Annotated in this window: 11 protein-coding genes; 5 read left to right on the plus strand and 6 right to left on the minus strand. The window is 53.0% G+C overall.

All coding sequences use genetic code 11. The features are described from left to right. Window position 1: 1 nt before the first annotated feature. Window positions 2–3169 (minus strand): WD40 repeat domain-containing protein, encoded by a 3168-nt coding sequence (locus F0P93_RS25335; protein WP_150880515.1) that lies wholly within the window; start codon window positions 3167–3169, stop codon window positions 2–4. A gap of 550 nt (window positions 3170–3719) precedes the next feature. On the opposite strand from F0P93_RS25335, the gene F0P93_RS25340 reads away from it, so the two are divergent. Beyond that, window positions 3720–4487 carry a DUF2490 domain-containing protein gene (locus F0P93_RS25340; RefSeq protein ID WP_150880516.1) on the plus strand — a complete coding sequence of 256 codons (768 nt, stop codon included), beginning with the start codon at window positions 3720–3722 and terminating at the stop codon, window positions 4485–4487. Between the two features lie 112 nt (window positions 4488–4599). Here the strand turns inward: F0P93_RS25340 and F0P93_RS25345 are convergent, their stop codons facing one another. The 5 genes from F0P93_RS25345 to F0P93_RS25365 all read right to left on the minus strand — a co-directional run bounded on the left by F0P93_RS25345 (window position 4600) and on the right by F0P93_RS25365 (window position 13821). Further along, entirely contained in the window at window positions 4600–6819 is a 2220-nt protein-coding gene (locus F0P93_RS25345; protein WP_150880517.1) for a ligand-binding sensor domain-containing protein, read from the minus strand. A 128-nt stretch (window positions 6820–6947) separates the two neighbouring features. Continuing rightward, window positions 6948–9167: a hypothetical protein gene (locus F0P93_RS25350; RefSeq protein WP_150880518.1), complete on the minus strand. Its 2220-nt coding sequence runs from the start codon at window positions 9165–9167 to the stop codon at window positions 6948–6950. Between the two features lie 26 nt (window positions 9168–9193). Continuing rightward, on the minus strand, window positions 9194–10387 hold the full coding sequence (locus F0P93_RS25355; protein WP_150880519.1) for a sialidase family protein: 1194 nt from the start codon (window positions 10385–10387) through the stop codon (window positions 9194–9196). A gap of 4 nt (window positions 10388–10391) precedes the next feature. Further along, window positions 10392–11447, minus strand: coding sequence for a polysaccharide deacetylase family protein (locus F0P93_RS25360; RefSeq protein ID WP_150880520.1), 1056 nt, complete (start codon window positions 11445–11447; stop codon window positions 10392–10394). A 124-nt stretch (window positions 11448–11571) separates the two neighbouring features. Beyond that, a complete protein-coding gene (locus F0P93_RS25365; protein ID WP_150880521.1) occupies window positions 11572–13821 on the minus strand; it encodes a ligand-binding sensor domain-containing protein in 2250 nt (749 codons plus the stop codon). A 166-nt stretch (window positions 13822–13987) separates the two neighbouring features. Here F0P93_RS25365 and F0P93_RS25370 point away from each other — a divergent pair, with 166 nt between their 5' ends. From F0P93_RS25370 to F0P93_RS25385, 4 genes are all read left to right on the plus strand, one after another. Then, window positions 13988–15382, plus strand: a complete 1395-nt coding sequence (locus F0P93_RS25370; protein WP_150880522.1) for a purple acid phosphatase family protein — start codon at window positions 13988–13990, stop codon at window positions 15380–15382. A 181-nt stretch (window positions 15383–15563) separates the two neighbouring features. Next, complete coding sequence (locus tag F0P93_RS25375) at window positions 15564–16103, plus strand: RNA polymerase sigma factor (protein ID WP_150880523.1); 540 nt, start codon at window positions 15564–15566, stop codon at window positions 16101–16103. Between the two features lie 181 nt (window positions 16104–16284). Further along, window positions 16285–17325: a FecR family protein gene (locus F0P93_RS25380; protein WP_150880524.1), complete on the plus strand. Its 1041-nt coding sequence runs from the start codon at window positions 16285–16287 to the stop codon at window positions 17323–17325. Window positions 17326–17453: 128 nt separating this feature from the next. After that, the gene (locus F0P93_RS25385; protein ID WP_150880525.1) at window positions 17454–21050 is read left to right on the plus strand and encodes a SusC/RagA family TonB-linked outer membrane protein; all 3597 of its coding nucleotides are present in this window, start codon (window positions 17454–17456) and stop codon (window positions 21048–21050) included. Window positions 21051–21068: the final 18 nt, after the last annotated feature.

The following is a 21068-nucleotide window of genomic DNA, read 5'->3' on the forward strand; positions in this document are numbered from 1 at the left end:
GTTAATCAGGCTTCGTTTTTTCGTAGGGAATATCCTTCCCGATGTACTTCTCCCACTCTTCTGTGCTCAGGTTGCGCTTTACTTTCCGGGCCAGTTCGGCATACAAATCCGCCGGATCGATGTTACGGATGCGCACCGTCCGGTCGGCCCCGCAGGCAATCAACCGTTTGCCGTCATTGCTGAACCGAATAGCCATCACCCACGAGTCGAAATCGTTGATGACGATGGGTTGCTGCTGTTTGATCAAATTGTTGTAATCCCAAATGTGTATCGACCAGTCGGCGCTGCTGCTGGCCACCAGTTTGCCGTTGGGCGAGAAAACAATGTCGCTGACCGTAGACGAATGCCGCCCCGACAGGAGGTTTCCCACCGCTTCGGGGGCATTTCCGGTTAGTTTCCAGGCATAGAGCAGGCCGGTCGAGGTGCCGGTCAAAAGCTGCGTTCCGTCCGGGCTAAAGGCCAAGGCCGTCACCCGGTTGCCAAACTGCCGACGGGCAATCACTTCCGGTTTTTTCGTCAGATCCGCTGCGTCGAAACTCAGAATCTGCCCGTTGTTCGAACCACACACCAGCCGTTTGCCGTCGCGGGTGAGCCGGGCGCAGTAGATCGCAAAACCGGAACGGTTGTTCTGCAACGAATCGAGCCGGTTGGCCGCCGGTTTCCAGCTCCGAACCTGCCCGTCGCCACTGACCGAGATCAGCCGGGATAAGCCATCGGCCGGCAACAACGCCAGCACCGGAACTGCATGAGCTTTGATTGCCGATGGCATGGCCTCCGGTTTTTCGATATTCCAGCCGTACAGCCAGCCGTTCTCACTGCCGCCAAACACGGTTTTCCCATCCGGACTAACGGCCACGGCCCGGACGCCATTGGCGTTCCGGCGGGGTGTTTTCAGAGACACAGGTACACGATTCGCATCGCCGGTTGCCCACAGTTTCACCGTACCGTCGTCGCTCCCCGTTGCCATGAGTGATCCGTTAGTACCGGGTTGCATTGCCACCGTTCGTACCACATCGGCATGAGGGCGCAGCACGGTATTGGCGTCCGACGATTTGGATAAGGCATTGAAAATGTCCGGATTATCGGGCAAACCGCCGTTCTTCACATTCAGGCGATAGGCTTCCAGCGCCAGCAAAGCCGGCAGATCATCCTGCGTGTTTTCGTTGAGTTGATACGACTGAATCGCCACTGTCCGGGCCACGGCCTTTCCGCGTTGCTGTTCGGCAAATTGCTGGGCCGTCTGCGCCACGGATCGCTGCGATTCGGCTTCTTTCTGCGAGCCTTCCGCCCGGCTTTTTTGCTGTTCCGCTTCTTTCCGGGCTTCCTCCGCCTGCTGGCGTTGCCGCTGCGCATCATTTCGGGCTTCTTCGGCGCGTTGGGTCTGGGCCACGGCCAATTGGCGGGCGGTTTCGGCCTCCTGCCGTTTCAGTTCAACGGTTTGCTGTCCACGGACGGCAATCACCCGCTGTTCTTCGGTCAATCGCTTCTGCTGCTCGGCCATGATTTCCTGCTGTTCGGCGATTTTCTTCTGCGTGATGGCTTCACGGGTCTGGGCTTCGGCGCGGTTTCGCTCAAAAAGGGCAATCTTTTTCTCGGCAATCGCCGTTTCTTCGCTCTGGAGGGCTTCGGTGCGCAAAACCGCCGAAACAATCAGAAAAAAAAGCGAGATCAACGCACCCACGCCCAGAAAAGCCGCAAAAAACCGCGCCCGTTTCAGCTCCCGTTTCTGCCGTTCTTCCTTGTTGCGGATTTCAAATTCGTATTGGTTCCGACTGTATTCCAGAAAGTTAACCGCCCGTTCAAGATACGGATCGTAGCGGTTGGCCCAGGCGGGTGTCGGGCGGTTTTCGACCAGCCACTTCAGGCCAATCTGCAATTCGGGGTTGACCCACAACCCGGTTTTTCCTTCGTGATACAGCGTCGCCGACTGGCTCACCTGCTTGTAAAATTTAGCCGAATCGGTTTCCTCCTTAACCCAGGTTTGCAGCCGTTCCCACAAAATCATCAACCGCTCATGGCTAATGTCGATGATCAGATCGGGGTCGGCGTGCAGGGCAATCGACGGCGTTAAAAAGGCGACATCCCGCTCCCGAAACCGGTTCAGAACATCGATCAACAGGTATGGATTGACCCCCGAAATCTCGCTGATGGTCCTCACGGGAATGGGCCGGATTACGCTCGTGTTGCCCGCTCCCAGCACGATCAGGGCTTTGAACAGCTTTTCGGTGGCCAACTGGCTTTTTTCATCGGGCAAATTCCCGTACACCTCCTCGGCGTGTACCGTAATGGCCTTCTGCATTGTGCCAATGGCTTCGTAGTCAGACAGATCGATGGGATTATCGGTATTGCGGTTGAGCTGCCAGTAGTTCCACGTTCGCATGAGCGCGTGTTGCAGGATCGGCAATTGATCGGCCCGGTTTCCAAGGTCGGTGAGCAGCCGGGCGGTAAGTTCTTCGGAAATACCGGCCCCCATCACCTGAATCGGCGTCACGATGGCCTTCCGGATTTCGTCCCTGTTCATCTTGGGCAACAGATACGAGCCGTGGTTGATGGCTTCCGTCAGCCCTTCATAATCCGTGCAGTCATCGAGGTAATCGGAGCGCATCGTCAATACAACATACACCGAGTCATTCTGCCGGCGGCTCAACGCCAGAATCAGGTTGATGAACCCCGCCACTTCTTCGTGGCCGTCGTCGGTCGATTGGTAGCGAAACACGTCCTCAAACTGATCGATCACGAGCAGCAGGTTTGCGTTTTCACACCAGTCCAGCAGGGTTTCAGGCTCGGTTCGCAGCCACGTTTCTACCTCTTCCGGTGAAAACTGTTCGGCAAACGGGCGGTTTTGCCGGGCAAAAGTCTGGTGAAGCGCAAGGGCAAAATTCCGGTTCGGCGTTGCTTCGGGATTGAATGAAACGACCTGCCAGGTTTTAAACGGAGCCGACGGCAGATTACTCGTCAGCAGTTGCGGAACCAGACCGGCTTTGACCAGCGACGATTTTCCGCTTCCGGACGAACCCACAATGGCTAAAAAATGCGCATCCGCCAGCCGCTCCTTTAAATCGTGAATCTGGTTCTCACGTCCAAAGAACAGCCGGGAGTCTTCCGGCTCGAAACTTCGTAAGCCCGGAAACGGGTTAGCAAAAGCAACTTTATGGTACGTTTCAATCATTCCCAGTCACAGCGGACTCCTGACAGCCCGGTTGTCATTTTAGTATCGGCTTTCGAAACAGCCATTCGCTTTCGTCCCAGGTGTGTGTTTTGTTGTCTATGGCCGATGGAAATGCTGTTTGAAGCAAATGTAGGGGGCCTTTTCCAAAAAGAGTGTCGCAATTATCCCAACCACTATCGCATTTGTACCAAAAAACAACTCAATTTACGTTCAGAGCCGATTGTTACCAAAAAAATGCATGTTTTTACTTAGTAATCTATCATTCGGTAGAAATCAGGCAAAAATCTGAGTAAAAACCGCTATTGATCTCCCTCCCTACCAGTCCAAAAAGTGAATCCATTTAACGTTCGTTGCCAAGGCGAAAAAAAGAACTCCTTATACTCAGTGTTACCACAAATAACGTACCAGTAACCGGATTCAAAAACCAGGCTGTTTCGCAGAGTGGAGCGGAGTTTAAACCCCTTCTCCGCGTTACTTTGCGAAACAGCTCTTTACTTTTTAATCCTACTGAATGGCTCAGCCTTTATGGCTTCGGATTGGTTCTACAAAGATGAGTCTACGAACGCTTGGGTGGGTATCGGTATTCTGGCTGGTATCGATTGTCAGTTTTGGTCAACAGAAGCGCATCATCGATCGCAACCCCATCGGTTGGTTTGTTTATACCGGCGATCACAAGCTGAGTGAAAAGTGGTCGCTCCACACGGAATATCAATGGCGTCGCATCCAATATGTGAAAACCTGGCAACAGTCGCTAGCGCGGCTGGGAGCGAATTACAAGCTGACCGACAAAGTCCAGCTCGGAGGTGGTTACACCCATTTTGTAACGTTTCCCTACGGCGATCACCCGGTGGCCGACCAGGGTGTACCTACGCCGGAACACCGGCTGTATCAGGACATTCAAGTGAACGACACCGTGGGCCGGTTGCTTCTTTCCCACCGATTTCGGTTCGAGGAGCGTTGGCTCAGTCAGATTGCCGAAACCGGTTCCCGGCGCATCAGCGGCTGGGACTACGAAAACCGGGTGCGGTATCAAATTGCCGTCGAATTGCCCCTGCAAGGGGTCACCATCGACGACAATGAATTTTACCTGACGTTTTTCGATGAGCTATTCATCAGTTTTGGTAAAAATGCGGGAGTCAATATTTTCAACCAAAACCGGATTCTGGGCGGTTTGGGCTACCAGTTCCGGGACCATTTCAAGCTGGAACTGGGGTATTTGAATCAGATCTCGCAGCACGCGGAAACCGACCCGGTGTCTGGCAACCCGGTTTTTGAGTTTAACAAAGGGTTCCGGGTTAATGTGGTGTTTGATTTTTAATACGAGTTGTGTCGCGGAGTTGAGCGGAGGAAAGGGGAGTTAAGCAGAGTAAAAGAAAGTAAAAATAACTCTGCTTAACTCCCCCTTCCTCCGCTCAACTCCGCGACACAACTCATTTTACCGGTGCGGAGATGACGCCCAGATAACGCCCCATCCAGTACGGCAGCAGGAACGAATCGCCGGCGCTGAGTTCGCTCATGCCGTTGCCGCCGGGCCGGTCGAGTTTAAAGAGGTTGCGGTTGTGTTTGAGTTCCGGGCGCTCGTCGGGTGGCAGAACGGAGGTGGTGGTTTGTTCGCGGAAATTTTCCGGCACAAATTCGAGGTCTTTTCGGTGGCTGTTTACGACGCTCCACTCGATCATGTCCAACGGAAACTCCTGCAAATGCCAGATGCTTTCCTCCAGATCGAAGGCTTTGGCACCTGTCCCGGCATAAATAAAGTTCCAGAGGCTGTTTTTCTCGGGCCGTTCAAATTCCCAATGCTCTTTGATCGTGGCCCCGAACCGGGTTTTCAGTGTGGTGTCAAATGCGTAGCGGTACAGGCTCCCGTACGCCAGAAAATACATTTCGTCGTCGGAGTGGTTCCACTCTTTGGAGAGCATTTTGGCCCAGTCGCTGGCGTTGGGCGGAGTTTTTCCGATTTCACCCATGGGCCGCAGCAGGTTTTCGAGGTAACCATGTTTCTGCATCAACTCATACGCCTTCTCCTTATAAATCGGCTTTTGGGTGAAGTGATAAGCTGCCTGTAAAAACGCAATGATGTTCGACGAGTTAATTTTTCGGTCGCCCACCATCGTCGGAAAACCGTTCACATAATCCGGATGCCATTTTCCCCAAAGCGTCGGTTTGCCGTCAAAATCAATCAGATACCAATTATTGTTGATGATGTTTGTCATCAGTTTATCGATCAGGTCGATGGCCCGTTTGCGGGTAGCGCCGTCCGTTAACTCGGCAATCTGGGTGAGGGCGAAAAATTGCCCGACGGTCTGATCGCTGCTGGTCGTGCCACGCCAGTCCCAGTTACCGTCTTTGGCGTGGGTCCAGCCGTTGGTTAAACCGCCGTCCCATTGTTCCGGTTTGAACTTGAAATACCCTTTCCGCTCGAAGCCCCGCGCGAAGTAACCCTTCATGCCGGTGATCGTAAAAAGCCGCTCCATCGCGTCGAATGACTCCATCCAATTTTGCTGAGCCTCGGGGTCGCCGGTTACTTTATGGCGATACAACTGGCTGACCAGATACATGGCCGTCCACAGATTGTCACTGTCGCGCTGGCCCATTTCGAAGGTAGACAAATCACCGTTTTTGAGCGTCGAAACGTCGCAGTTGAAACCGTAGCGGATGTGTCGTTGCCGCACCTGTTTTTCGTATACGAGCGATTTGTCGTACAGCGTCATCGGCTTGAACCGGATCTCGCCCAGCCCTTTGTTCGTCAAGAGCAGCACACTATTTTCCGGGCCTTCTGAAATATGAATAATCCGATTTCCCGGCACCCAGCGTTCGCCGTAGTAATAATTAAATTTCCCATCTGGTCGCAGCATAAAGGCACCGAGTTTGGAGCCAAACCAGAGGTTGCCGTGCGCATACGAAATCGTGGTCAGATCCGTCACCGGAAGTTTCTTCTGCATCGGGCCAACGGGTTTATTCAGGGCCGGATCAAAAACCAGGTAGCCGTCGGGCGTTCCCAGGTAAAGCTGAGTTTTAACCAGTTCAAAACAGGTTAGTCCGGGTTGGCGGAACACGGTTTTCAGGGATTTGTCCGCTAGCGAAAACGCACTCACGGACTGTTCACCAAGAATCCAGAAGCGGTTTTGAGCCGCTTCGAACCGGATGTCTTTCACCTGATCCGCTGCCAGTTTTCCCGTCCAGATCACCGCCGAATCCTGAAGCATTCTCAGTGTGGTGCCATCCGAAACCAGAAACGAAAACCGGTCGGCACCCGGACAGAAAATCCGGGCCTTCGGCAAACCGTGCCGCGCCAATAGCTTCCCGGCCCAGGCATTGCTCAGAACGGTTTGATCGTCGAGGTATACGAATTGCTTCTGAACGATGGCCAGACCGGCCAGCTTTTTATCGGCCATCGGCCGGTAAGCCCGAACCGGTTCCAGCGTTCCCGGATATTGAAATTGACCGCCGTTGGGTTGCAGCAATCCTTGGGCCGAGAGCACCTGAATGACGCCGTTTCGATCCGCGAAAACCCGGGAGAGTGCGAGCGTCGTGTCTTTCAGATAGTGCTTGACGCTGTAGTCCTGATCGTAGACAATATCCTGATATACTGCCTGTTGTGCATTCGCAGTAAAGACAACTAAAAGAAGTAAGGCGTAAAAACCTTTCATAAATCTTGCGTGAGGGTTAAAAAGTTATTTCGCAGAGTTGAGCGGAGAAAATCAGAGTTTATCAGAGTTTTTTTCTCTGTGTAACTCCCCTTTTCTCTGCTTAACTCTGCGAAATAATTCTTTCTTTTCTATTTCACCGGCGCAGAAATCACCCCCAGATACCGCCCCATCCAGTAGGGCAGCAGCCAGATATCACCCGCGCTATTTTCCGAGCCGCCACTCCGGCCTTTGCGATCCAGATTGAACATGTTGCCGTTGTGCCGTTGGATGGGCCGCTCGTCGGGGGGCAGCACTTCCTTCGTCGTTTGTCTGCGGAAGTTTTCCGGCAGCAGTTCGATGTCTTTGCGGTGGCTGTTCTGAATCGACCAGTCGATGAGGTCAAGCGGGTGTTCGCGCAAATACCAGGCGGCTTCGTTCAGGTCAAATTCCTTCGTGCCGGTCAGGGCCGTGAAGATGTTCCAGGCACCCTCCTTTTCGGGCCGTTCCGCCTGCCAGTGGTCAATGATCTGCTGCTTGTATTTAGCCTTCAACGTGTCGTTCAGCGCATACCGATACAGTCCCCAGTAGCCAACGAAATACATCTCGTCGTCCGAGTGATTCCAGCCATCCGACATGTGTTTGGCGTGTTCGTCCGCATCCGCAGGGGCTTTTCCGATCTCGTTCATCGACCGCATCTGGTTGGTCAGATAGCCGTGTTTCTGCATCAAATCCAGGAGCTTCTTTTTGTACTTTTCCTTTTTCGTGAAGTGGTAAGCGGTTTGCAGCATCGCCGTAATGTTCGACGAATTCAGCTTCCGGTCGCCCACATTGGTCGGGAACGAATTGACGTAGGCCGGATTCCATTTGCCCCACATCGTCGGTTTTCCGTCGAAATCGATGAGGTACATGTCATGGCTGATGATGTGACTCATCAGCGTGTCGATGAGCGTGATGGCCCGGCTTTTCAGGTTTTTGTCGGGAATCAGTTCGGCCATTGCGCCAAAGGCGAAAATGTGACCAATCACCTCGTCACTGCTCGTGGTCGATTTCCAGTCCCACTCCTTATCACTGGCGTGTTGCCAACGCTCCGAATCGGAGAGTTCCTTCATATGCCCACTGCGTTCGAACGATCGGGCCGGAAAACCCGGCACCGGCGTGATGGTGTAAAGCCGCTCCATGGCATCGAGCGACTCCCGGCAATTTTGCAACGCTTCCGGATCTTTGGTAGCGGCATAGCGGAAAATCTCCCCGCCCAGATACATGGCAGTCCACAAACCGTCGTTGTCGGAATCGTCCAGATACCCCGTTGCCAGATTGCCTTTTTCCATCCGGTCCAGCGTCGAGTTGAACCCCACCCGAATGTGCCGACTCCGAACCTGATTATCAAAAAAGACGGCCTTGTCATAAAGCGTCATCTGCTTGAAACAGATTTGCCCCAAACCGGCTTTGGTCAGAATCAACACTGAGTTTTTGGGGCCTTTCGAAATGTGCGTGACCTCATCGCCCGGTAGCCAGCGTTCACCGTTGTAGTAATCGAACTTGCCGTCCGCGCGCAGGGCAAACGCGCCTTTGGTCGAACCGAACCACAGTTTCCCGTCCACTTCCGCCACGGCGGTGATTTCGGTCCACGGCAGTTTCCGGCGAACAGTTCCCACCTGCTTTTTCGTGGCCACATCGAATTCCAGGTATCCGTCGTTCGTTCCGACAATGACTTTTTTGCCCTGATTGGTCACATCCAAAGCCGTGAAACCGGCTCCATCCAGCACTTTCGTCAGTTTTGTCCCCGAAACCGACAGGGTATACAACGATTTTTTACCCAGAACCCAAAACTGATTTGCGCCGGGCTGGTAGCGAATCGCCACGGTTTCATCACCCGGCAAACTGCCTTTCCAAAGGCTTTTTGAATCCTTCAGCAAATTCAGGGAAGTGCCGTCGGATACCAGAAACGTAAAATCCGGCCCTCCCTGAAAGAATTTGGCATTCGGGAGACCGTGTGCGGAAAACAACTTTCCCGCCCAGGCATTGGCAAACACCACCTGATCGCTGAGGTAAACGAATTGCTGCTGGTAGCTTCCCAAAGCCGTGAGCTTTTTGTCCTTCATAAACCGGAAGGTGTTATCGGGTTGCAGGGTGCCGGGATAGAGAAACTGGCCGTCGTGCGGGTGCAGCAAATCGCCTTTGGAAGTCAGAATCTGAATGGCACCGTTGCGGTCGGCTTGTGCTTCCAACAAGTCGCCATTGGGTTTGTCCGCGTAAAATTTAATGCTGTAATCCTGCCAGTAAGGTTTATCCTGGTAAACCGGCTGCGTCTGTGCGTAACCAACGCTGGAGAAAATGACAAAAAGAAAACTGTAAAGTGGTGTTCGCATAAAAAGTGGGGATTTTGCCCACCCCCTCAGCGGTCGGAGACCCTGCCAGCGGTGGGAATGACAACTACATATTTGATTGATTTCCGGCCTTTTTCAAGATGATAGGAATACGTCAGGTGAATCAGTCCGTCCGGCGTCTGAATCATCGACGGGTAAGAAAAACCGCCCTGGCCGGGTTGTTTGTCTTCGATCCGGGTCTTCCATTTCCAGGTTTTGCCCTCATCGTCCGACAAAAAAAGGCTCAGCCGGTGGCGTCCGTCGTCGATGTCATTCCCGAAAAACGCCCATTTTCCATCCCGAAGCCGAAGCAGTTCGACACTGGCGGTGTTGGCAATATCAGACTTCACGGTGGCCGTCCAGCTTTCTCCCTGGTCGGTCGATTCGCTGATGTGAACCCGGCTGGGCTGATCACCACTATCGCGCATATACGCCACAATGCTTCCGTCGCGCCGTTGCGCCAGCGCCGGTTGAATCGGTCCGCGCCCCACAATCGGCAGACTGGGGCGCCAGGTGGTTCCGTCGTCGTCGGAGATGGCAACCATCGACAGATTCAGCCCGTCGGAATACAGCGGCAGCAGAATCCGGCCCGTTGGCAGCAGCAGCGGTTTGATGCGCGTCATCCAGCCGGTACTGCGTTTGCGCAAATCGCGGCTGGCTTCAATAATCATATCGTCGTATTTTGGCGCATATTCGGCCCATCCGGCGGTATTTTCGGGCAGCTTTTTGAATTTTGCGGCCACTTCCTTTTCAAACCGCTCATCGGGTTTGAGCAGCATGTTATCCTGCCAGTTCCAGACCGGCGCACCGGGTTTGGCGTAATCAATCGCGGTTTTAAACCGCAGAATCGAATGCTCCCAGCGGTTGGCCTGAACGGCAATCCAGACCAGAAAAAGGGTATTCTGCCGGTTCAGGAACAGCACGGGATTACAGTCCGGCAAACCGGGGGTGTCGGCCATCAGAAACGGTTCGCTCCAGATTTTCTGTCCTTTTGTCAGACGCGCGCCCATGATCCGCACATCATCCGCCGTGCGTTCTCCACTGCCCTGAAACCAGGTAGCCAGAAAATCGCCGTTGGGCAGGACCACCAGGCTACTACCGTGAACGTGCTCGTTCTGATACGGAAAAATCAGTTCTTCCCGAACAACGGATACGGGCGACTGGGCCAGCAACCCGTTTGTTACCAGCACAAAAGCCAAAAAAACCGCACGAAGTTTCTTCATGGTTTTATTTGATCGCTTTCCTGCGTTGCATGAGTTCGCGCCAGGTCGTCAGCACGATGCCTTCGGATTCGACAAACGCTTTCAGTTCGGGGTCCATCATCGACAGCATGTCGGCATACCGCGAACCGCCGGAACCGCTGATGTATTTGAAGGTTTCGTTCAGGTCGTTGCTGTGAATGATGATCATGGCGACGCCCGGTTTCATTTTCGTCAGGATTTCCTTAAACCGCTTCGTTTTGTATTTCCCCCAGACTTCCGGACTCGGGTCTTTCACGTCTTTCGGTTTCCACTGTCCGGTATCGGCATAGAGGTCATCGAGGACGGGCAACCCCGCTTTCCAGATTTTATCGCCGATGGCCGGGGCCTGTTTGAGCGACTCCGGAATGGGCAGATTCATGCCTTCCCGGTATTTGCCTTCCGCTTTGAGTTTGTCGATCACCGGCTGAATTTCGCTGTCGACCAGCAGCGTGTTGTTGCCACCGGGAAACATGATCGGAAGGCCGTAATCGACGCCCACTTTGATGTATTTTTCCAGGAAAGCCGGGGTGGCAAACAGCGTCCCCATGTGCGAATCGAGGTGCGTCGGTTTCAGGCCCATGGTAATGGCCCGGTCGATCTGCGCCCGCATTTCCAGTTCCAGCTCGTCGGGTTTGGCGTGCTTCACCACGTCGGCGACTTCCGGCCACAAGGCCCCTTCCGAATCGGTCAGGCTCGGCACCTGCTTGATGCCCGCCAAGGGCGACCAGCGGTAATCTTTCCATTCGGAGGTGAGCGTCAGGTGAATACCGGCATCGACCGTCGGGTTTTTCAGCACGTATTTGATAAAGCTGGCCGACCACGCACACGGCATCATGATGCTCGTCGAGGTTGCCACGCCCTGCTCGATGGACTTGATGGTTCCCTGATTGGCCGACAGAAACATACCCGCATCATCGACGTGGAAGATGACAATTTTCTTGCCCTTCGGGTAGCCGAGCTGCTCGGCGTAGGTGGTTTTCGGCTGCGCGACCCCGTAGGAACTAGTTACCAGAATAAGGATGCTTGTTAGTAATTTGTTCATATCGTTAAAATTTACTGTTTCGCGGAGTTGAGCGGAGGAAAAGGGAGTTAAGCAGAGTTTTTCTGAAACTTCTTTTCTCTGCGCAACTCTCTTTTCCTCCGCTCAACTCCGCGAAACAACCCTCTCATTCAATCATTTTCAAATACCGCCCCATCCAATACGGCAGCAACCAGAAAACCGGTTCGCGTTCGATGGCGGGGTCGCCGTTGATGGCTGACCACGGGTTTTTGTCCCAGCGAACGACGGTTCGGATGCTGGCGGGCGGCAACTCATTGATCTGCAATTCATCCAGAACCGGGTGTCGCGAAATCCGAACGTCTTCCCGCTTCGTGTGATCGAATGGCCAGTTGACCAGATCCAGGGGTGTATCGACCAGAAAAACCACGGATGCCGCCAGCTCGGTTTTTGTATTTCGTGCATAGCAATAAAAGAAATTGACGAGCGGATTGCGGTCATTCCGACGCCGTTCCATCCACGCATCCATGTGTTTTTCGTAGAATTCCCGCAGTTTGGGATCTTTCTCGCATTGGATCAGAATCGGATAGACATACGCCTGCAACATGACGTCGAAATAGATGAACCAGGCCGGATTCTGCTGCGCAATCTGCGCCATGTTGTCGAGGTAATGCTCCTGATCGATGAGCCGCCGGTATTCGGTTTCGTATTTCGCCTGACCCGTCACGTGGTGCGCCAGCTTCAGAAACGACAGCATTTCCATCGAATTCTGGCTGCGGTCGGGTGTCCACTCGGGGTCGTGATTCAGTTGCTCCGGCGACCAAACCGCCCAGCGCGTCGGCTTGCCATCGACATCGACCAGATTGTAGTTGTGTTTGATCAGATAGTCCACAATCCGGGCGATGTGCTGGCGGACGACGGTTTTTTCGGCCTCATCCGCCACCAGTTCATAATACAGGTAGTAGCCAATCATGTGGCCGCACAGTTCATCGCTGCTCGTGTCGCCTTTCCAGAGCCACTTTCCATCTTTCGATTTCCGCCATCGGGTTTCGACGGGTTTGAAACGCGGTTCCTTCACCAGTTCGTCGGCCCGTTCCCGTGCTGTGAAGGTGCGGTTTCCGTCGTGAACGCTTGTCCAGTTAACCGGCACAATGGTTCGGGCAAAAAAACCGTCGGTGTCCGTTACTTCCTGCAACAGTTTCAAAAAACGGAAGGCTTTGGTGGCTTTCGCCTTCGCATCCAAACTTTGGGTGGTGGCATACCGGAAGCATTCCATCGCCAGGTAATTGCCGGTATATTCGCCGTCGTTGTCGTCATCATCGGGTGCCCAACTCGTGGTGTCGCCGGGTGTCAGCAGCTTACACTGCCCCGCAATCCACGGTTCGCGGATGTGGCGTTTCATCAGGACATCGTAGAAATAATCGTTTTTCTGCGCCAGATTCATCTTCCGTTTTTTGATCGCGCTTACGCCTTTCGCCGTGGCAATCCAGGCGTTTCCGGCGGCATCGAACGCCAGGTCGTTGACGTGATCATCGAGCAGCCAGCGTCGGCTGAACCGCAGCGAATGACGGCCATCGGGCTGATACCGCACGACCCCCACCTCCGTTCCCACCCACATCGACCGGTCGGGCGATTGTTTGACGCAGGTGACAAAATTGGACGGAATGCCTTCCTGCTGCCGCAACGTTTTCACGTTTTGATGCTGGTTCAGAATGGTCACCCCCCCCAGTCCGCCCGCCCATACGTTTTGCGCCGAATCGAAGGCAATTCCCTTGATGTAGGCACTCATCAGGTGATCGGTTTTGTAAAGATGCACCGTCGAGTCGGCCTGGCTGTGGTACAACCCCACATCGGTGGCCACCCAGATACCGCCCTTCCGATCCGAGATCACATCCCGAATCGAGCGGGCTATCGGGTATTTTTTTGGTTGCCAACCCGCAGCCGTATGAAGCCAGACGCCGTGGGGGCCGAGTGCATAAACGCCTTCGCTGGCGGCACAAAGCGCCGAAATGGGTGCGACCGGCCCGTTCATCCGCTCCAGTTTCCGGTCTTTAAACCGATACACCCCATTCCAGGTCCCGAGCCAGACCGCCGAATCGCCAGCCACTTCGACGGCAAAAGCCGGGCCCTGGTCGGCTTCCGTCATCACCGGGGTCCACGTGTTTTGATCGGCTTGTTTGCTAAAAATACCGGCGGCCGTAGCAACCCAAACCGTAGATTCCCGATCAACAGCCACGCTGCGCACCTCATTTTCTTCCGGTCGGGTGCCGATCGGATACGCTTCGTGGTATTCCTGCCAGAAAGCCGAATCCTGGTAAACGGCCCCTTCTTCCACGACCCGATCGCCCGATCCACACGACCAGAACAGGCCGAACAGCAGGTACAGCGGGAGGGTATAAAGACTTCGTTTTAGGCTCATGAACGATCCGGAACGGTTTCTGCTGTAGTATACTCCGCAATCGGAATTCCGGGCTATCGGGCCGGGGACGCAAATTTCAGGTTTTCCTAAAACCAAAAGATTAACACAGCGGTAATAGTCCTTTTAGCACCTTTGGCAGTATTTCCATTGGTAAAAATGAGTCCTTATGAAATTTCACCTGCCATTTACGCTGCGTTTTGCTTCTTTTCTGGTCCTTTTTCTCTCTTTTCAACCCACCCATGCCCAGGAGCATAAACCGTATCTCCCATCGGTTTACCCGGACCGTCTGACGTTGGGATGGCAGGACAATCCGGCCACTTCGCAGTCGGTCAACTGGCGAACCGATTCGACCATCACCAATGCCGTGGGTGCGATTGCGGAAGCTGATCCATCCCCGGAAGTGGCTGCGAAAGCCATCACTGTTCCCGCTACGACCCAGGCGGTCAAGCTGGATGGTACCACGAAGCTGTATCATACCGTTCATTTCAAAAACCTGAAACCGGCCACGAAATACAATTACCGCGTGGGAAACGGAACCTACTGGACGGAATGGTTTCAGTTTACGACGGCCAGCGACAGCCCGGTTCCGTTTTCGTTTATCTACTTTGGTGATGCACAAAACGACATCCGCTCGCTCTGGTCGCGGGCCATTCGCGGGGCGTATTCCACGATGCCGAAAGCCGCTTTCATGATTCACGCGGGGGATCTGATCACAACCTCCAACGCCGACTGGCAGTGGGGTGAGTGGTTCGAAGCCGGTGGCTGGATCAACGGTATGGTGCCGACGCTGGCGACACCCGGCAATCACGAATATTTCAAGGATGATGACGAACAGCGGAAGGTGTCGCGGCACTGGCGGCCGTCGTTTGTGCTGCCCGAAAACGGCCCCGAAAAACTGAAAGAAACCGCTTATTACGTCGACTACCAGGGCACCCGGTTTGTTTCGCTGGATTCGCAGGGAGCCTTGCTCGACTCGACGGTTTTGAACCAGCAGGCCGACTGGCTTGTGAAGGTGTTGACCAACAACCCCAACCGCTGGACGGTCGTGACGCACCACCACCCGATTTATTCGACCAAAAGCGGACGCGACAACCAGGAATGGCGCGACAAAATGGAGCCTCTTTATAAAAAATACGGCGTCGATCTGGTGTTACAGGGGCACGACCACACCTACGGGCGCGGCCTGAACATGCCGCTGGGAAAAAGTCGCAAATATCCCGACGGGCCGGTGTATGTGGTGTCGGTTAGCGGGCCGAAGATGTACGACATCGGGTTGCAGGACTGGATGGACCGGGCGGCCTCCAATACGCAGTTGTACCAGATCGTTTCCATCGACGGCGGGAAGCTCGCCTACCAGTCGTTTACGGTTACGGGCGAACTCTACGACTCGTTTGAACTGGCTAAAAATGCCAAAGGCAAGAACCAGCTCACCGATCGGTCACCCACTCTCAAACCCGAGCGACTCGACCTGCCGACCGAGTACCAGAAGCGATTCAAACCCGAGCAACTGGAAGAATACAACCGCAAATACAAGGAATACAAAGCCCGAAAAAACCAGTAAATTCACCTAAAAACCGTCTTGCGCAAATTGAGGATAGATTTACGCATTTTGCGACGTATCTATCAAAAAAAATGACCAATTTTAGCTTAACAACAGCCAGTTAGCTGGTCAGGTCACACCATTGAAGAGAACGAGTACCCAATCGCCCGTAATTTTTAACGTTTCCTAATCACCCACGACAATGGATTGTCTAAATGAACGTATTCTCCGCAGAGTGATCCAGGGCGATCAGGCTGCTTTTGCGGAGTTATATAAGTACTACCGGACACCGGCTCTCAAATTCTGCATCACGCTTCTGAAGGACGAAGAAGAAGCCGAAAACATGATTCACGAAGTCTTTATCAAAATCTGGGATCGACGCTCGCAAATTAACCCTACCCTTAACTTTACCTCGTATCTGTTTACCTGTTTGCGGAATATGGCCTTCGATCATCTGAAAAAGATGGAGAAGAACAACCAGCTCAAACAGCAGTACATGGAAAAAATGACAGCCGCCCGCGACGAAGAACTGGAAGATAAAGAAATGAAGTTTCAGCTCCTCTATACGGCGGTAAACCTGTTGTCTGAAAAACGGAAGCAAATTTTATTCCTCAACATCGAGGAAGGTAAATCTTACCAGGAAATTGCAGAAATGCTGATGATTTCAAAAAATACCGTCAAGAACCAGTTGGTAAAAGCGAAGCAGTTTCTTCGCGAAAAGGTTGACATGGCCGCTTTATAATTTGACTTACTCCTATTCCCGGTTTCTGTTCAGAAAGCCATTCGACTCCCACCGTTCGAATGGCTTTCAGCTTTTATATCCCCATTGATTAGAACCGGCATTGTCAAAAATATTTCTCTGATCAATAGTCTTTTACCAAGTCGGCACAGTATTATAGGCAACTTACCAAACTACCAATAGAATGGTACGGTCCCGCGCCGAATATTTGATTAACAAACTCATCAGCAACACGCTGACGGGGAAAGAATTGGATGAATTGCTGGAGGGGCTGGGAAAGGATGAGACATTACAGGAATATTCGCCGATTCTGGAAAACTATTTCAATGAGCTGGTCGAAGAGGAACGCTCACCTTCCAGCTCTGACCCGACTATAAAACCGGATGATGAGGCCGCCCACACGCGGTCAAAAGGGATCCCCCTGCCGGTTCGAACATTCTATACCGATTACCGGGGAATAGCCGCTTTCATCACCCTCCTGTTTAGTCTGGGCACCTTGTTTTATTTTTACACCACCGGCAATTCTCCCCTTCCCATTACTTTAAACCACCCCAAAGCCGGTGCTTTTGCACCGAATACGCCCACCAAAGAAGAAACCGTACCGCGCGGAAAACGCAAAAGTGTACGCCTGAGCGATGGCAGTGTGGTGAAACTCAATTCGGACACCAAAATGCGGTTTCCGGATGCCTTCGGTCAGGCCGTCCGGACGGTTACTTTGCAGGGAGAAGCTTTTTTTGACGTGGAACGGGACGAATCAAAACCGTTCGTTATTTCGGTGGGTGATCTCCGTATAAAAGTACTCGGAACCTCTTTTAACGTGAAGAATTATGACGACGAAAATGAAGTGGAAATAACCGTCCGGTCCGGCCGGGTTAGCGTCAATCTGAATGGCGAATCATCGGCACCCATTATTCTGATAAAAGATCAAAAATTAATCTATTCCAAATCGACCGAATCCTTCCGGATTACCGACGTCAATGCCGTGCAGGAAAGCAATTGGGTAAACGGATCCCTGCAATTCAACAATACGCCCATGGTATCCGTGGAGCGAACACTTGAAAAGTGGTATGATGTCGATATTATCATTGAAAACAAGTCACTTTATAATACCTCGTTCACAGGTGTTCATCTAAACGAAAGTCTTGATTCTATGTTAGAATCAATCACGTATGCGATTGATGCACAATACGAAATAAACGGAAAGACGGTGACCATACGAAATTAACAATATCATAAAAAGAGAAAAGATGAAAATGAACGAAAACACTTCTTAATTTGATGTCACGTGCAACCTAAAGGATAAAATTAAATTCATTTTTATCTACAGATAATTCCTACTTAATTAATACTTCTATGAACTCGAACTCTATTATTCCACGGATGCTAAGGCATTTGTGTACAGTAGCACTGTTGGCGGGGTTGTGTTTCTCGGCAGCATGGGCAGATCGACCGGAAATCGATCTGGAAAACGTTAAAATATCCCTGGTCCGGGAGGAAGGATCGATCCAGAAAATCATCGGTAAAATTACCAAAATCACCGGGTATGTATTTCTGTATGAGGACAACTTGAAAACTGAACTCGAAAAGCGTGTCAAAATCGAGAATGGCAACAATTTACAAAGCATCCTGGCCAGCATTTCCCAACAATCGGCACTGGAATTCAAAGCAGTAAACAAAAACATCGTCATTCGGAAACGTTCCGGCCAGCCATCGGAGCCGAGTGAGGTCAAGCAGGGCCGCAAAGTGAGTGGCCGGGTAACGTCCAGCGTCGACGGCGCTTCCCTGCCCGGTGTGAACGTGGTGCTGAAAGGCTCGCAAACCGGTGCCAACACCGACGGAAACGGCCAGTATACCATCGATGTAACGGGTTCAAATCCGGTACTGGTTTTTTCGTATATCGGTTTTGAGACCCAGGAAATTGCTGTCGGAAGCCGCAGCTCGGTTGACCTGACGCTGACCGAAAGCGGTGTAACACTGAATGAAGCCGTTGTGACGGCCCTCGGGATCAAACGCGAAAAACGGTCCCTCGGCTACGCTGTTCCTGAATTGAAAGGAAACGATCTTACCAATGTAACGCAGGAAAATGCCATGAACTCGCTGGCGGGTCGGGTGCCGGGGGTTGCCATTAACCAGACCAGCGGGGTGGGTTCCTCCATCAGCGTTGTGATCCGGGGAGCCAAATCTCTGACGGGCGACAACCAGCCGCTGTTCGTCATCGACGGGGTGCCGGTGGCCAACGGATTGAACAACCTCCGCTCCATGGGCGACCGCAACAACGTCGACTACGGGAACGCCATCTCCGACCTGAACCCGGAAGATATCGAAAGTATATCGGTGCTGAAAGGCCCCAGCGCAGCCGCACTGTATGGCTCACGCGCCGGGAACGGGGTTATTCTGGTAACGACCAAAAAAGGCACCAAAGGCAAAGGCGTCGGCATCACCTTCTCGACCAGCAATGTGTTTGAACGGCCCTACCGCTACCTGGATTTTCACTACAAATACGGCAACGGCGACCGCAATAACCGCCTGGACGAAAGCTCGGCCTACTGGGGTGGCCCGGCGCTCGATGCCGGCATCAACGCCGTTCAGTGGAACAGCCCGGTGGGTGCCGATGGCAACAAGGTGGCTACACCACTGGTGTCGTACAAGGACAACATGAAGAACTTCCTGGAAACCGGGATTACGTCAACCAATAACATTGCACTGGCGGGTTCAGGGGACAAAACAACCTACCGGATTTCGTTCAATAACATGACGAACAAGGGCCTGATTCCGAACTCGGACTTATTCCGGAATTCGCTGGCAACGGCGGTGGCGTTCGACATCAGCAAAAATTTCAAACTGAGCACGAACCTCAACTTCGTTCGGTCGAAATCAAATAACCGCCCTTCCACCAACAACCGGGGTGCTAACCCGCTCGAGGCTGTTTACCTCTATCCACACGTCGATGTTCGTCAATTGACCAACTATTGGGTGCCGGGAAGCGAAGGAATTCAACAGCGGTCGGTTTCTTCCAACGGCGATAACCCGTATTTTCTGGCCTACGCCCTCAACAACGGCTTTGTACGGGATCGCGTTTTCGGAAATATCAAACTCGACTGGACCATTTCGCCCGAACTGTCGGCTTACGCCCGGGTTTCGCACGACCAGTTTGCCGAAAACCGGGAAACCAAAATTCCCTGGAGCTACTCCCGGGGCCGGAATGGTGGCTATTACCTGCAGGACATTGCCCGGTATGAAACCAATGCCGACGCCATGGTGACCTACCGCAAGAAAATCAGCGATTTCGACTGGAGCATCTCCGGCGGTGGAAACGTCATGAAGCAAAATTACCGCGATTCCTACATGGGCGGAGCCATCCTGACCATCCCGAACCTGTACCGGATTTCCAATATTCCGAATACCGCCCTGCAATTCTCCAACAGCACGTACGAGAAGGCTATTTACAGTTTGCTGGGAACGGCATCGCTGGGGTTCAAAGACCAGCTTTACCTGGATTTGACGGCCCGGAACGACTGGTCGAGTACGTTGCCGGCCGCTAACCGCTCCTACTTCTACCCCTCGGCTTCGCTGAGCTGGCTGGCCAACTATACCTTCAACCTGCCATCGGAAATCTCATTGCTGAAATTCCGGGCCAACATCGCACAGGTCGGGAACGACACCGACCCCTACCGGCTAGTTCCGGCGTTGGGAACCGGTTCGTGGGGAAGCCTGATTACGACCAATGTGTCGGGAACTCTGCTGAACCCGCAACTGAAACCGGAAATTCAAACCTCGACTGAATTCGGGGTGGAATTGAATCTGTTCAATAACCGCCTGCGGTTCGACGGAACGTATTACAACGCCGAGAACAAAAACCAGATTCTGACCGTTACGACGCCCACCTCCTCGGGTTTTGGCAGCAAGCTGATTAACGCCGGGGCCCTGGTGAGCAAAGGCTGGGAAATCGTGTTGGGCGGAACACCCATCAAGAGTACCAACGGCTGGAACCTGGATCTGAACGTCAACTTCACCCGCAACCGGACGACCATCAAGGAACTGGCACCGGGTATCGATTTCTACCAATTGTGGGACGACAACAACGGGGGTGCCTTCTCCTTCGTGGGTGAAGAAATCGGAAATCTCTACAGCCGGGGTTTTGCCACGGTGCAGGATGCCTCTTCGCCGTATTACCGCTGGCCAATCCTGACCCGCAACGGCGAATGGACAGCCGTCAATGACCGGGATAAGCGGGTGAAAGTCGGCAACTTCAACCCCCGGTTTATGATGGGGATGCAGGCATCGCTTTCCTACAAACGCTTTACGCTGAATGCCAGCTTCGACTGGCGGAGCGGTGGGAACTTCCAATCGTATACGTACCGCTACGGCGAGTCGGACTGGCGGTCACAACGGCAGCTTGACAACCTGATTCCGGGTGGAACGATGTCTTCGACGGACCTGGTGAACCTGCTCAAGTCGGATCCGGAAAAATACATCATCCCGGAAAACGGAAACTTCCCGCGCGTCGGAGGGCATACGCAGGCGACGGGTGGTATGGGCTTCGATTCCAACGGCGACGGTGTACTTGAATACGATGGCGGTTTTATTCCGGGCGTAATCCAGAATGCCGATGGCACGTATACCGAACACCTGGGCGGCACCGGCACCAACATTTACCCGATCACCGATACCTATCCCTGGAGCTTTAACCAGCAGATCACCTTCGACGCTTCGTTTGTCAAACTGCGGGAAATCTCCCTGGGCTACAACATTCCGAAACTGTTCGGACTGCGCAATGCCAACATTTCGGTCTATAGCCGGAACATTATTCTGTGGACGGCGGCTAAAATCGGGATCGATCCCGAACGGGCTTTCCAGGCCGATGGTGGCCGGTTCCGTCAGGGCATCGAATTGCAGAACGTCATGCCGTGGACCATTCCGGTTGGCTTTAAAGTAGGCTTCAGTCTGTAATCGTAACAACATCTTATT

This window comes from Larkinella humicola, assembly GCF_008727875.1.
GTDB lineage: Bacteria > Bacteroidota > Bacteroidia > Cytophagales > Spirosomataceae > Larkinella > Larkinella humicola.

Coding starts and splice junctions, on each gene's coding strand:
- F0P93_RS25385 (WP_150880525.1), top strand. CDS start 17,454: ATGAACTCGAACTCTATTATTCCACGGATGCTAAGGCATTTGTGTACA.
- F0P93_RS25370 (WP_150880522.1), top strand. CDS start 13,988: ATGAAATTTCACCTGCCATTTACGCTGCGTTTTGCTTCTTTTCTGGTC.
- F0P93_RS25360 (WP_150880520.1), bottom strand. CDS start 11,447: ATGAACAAATTACTAACAAGCATCCTTATTCTGGTAACTAGTTCCTAC.
- F0P93_RS25345 (WP_150880517.1), bottom strand. CDS start 6,819: ATGAAAGGTTTTTACGCCTTACTTCTTTTAGTTGTCTTTACTGCGAAT.
- F0P93_RS25335 (WP_150880515.1), bottom strand. CDS start 3,169: ATGATTGAAACGTACCATAAAGTTGCTTTTGCTAACCCGTTTCCGGGC.
- F0P93_RS25380 (WP_150880524.1), top strand. CDS start 16,285: ATGGTACGGTCCCGCGCCGAATATTTGATTAACAAACTCATCAGCAAC.
- F0P93_RS25375 (WP_150880523.1), top strand. CDS start 15,564: ATGGATTGTCTAAATGAACGTATTCTCCGCAGAGTGATCCAGGGCGAT.
- F0P93_RS25350 (WP_150880518.1), bottom strand. CDS start 9,167: ATGCGAACACCACTTTACAGTTTTCTTTTTGTCATTTTCTCCAGCGTT.
- F0P93_RS25365 (WP_150880521.1), bottom strand. CDS start 13,821: ATGAGCCTAAAACGAAGTCTTTATACCCTCCCGCTGTACCTGCTGTTC.
- F0P93_RS25340 (WP_150880516.1), top strand. CDS start 3,720: ATGAGTCTACGAACGCTTGGGTGGGTATCGGTATTCTGGCTGGTATCG.
- F0P93_RS25355 (WP_150880519.1), bottom strand. CDS start 10,387: ATGAAGAAACTTCGTGCGGTTTTTTTGGCTTTTGTGCTGGTAACAAAC.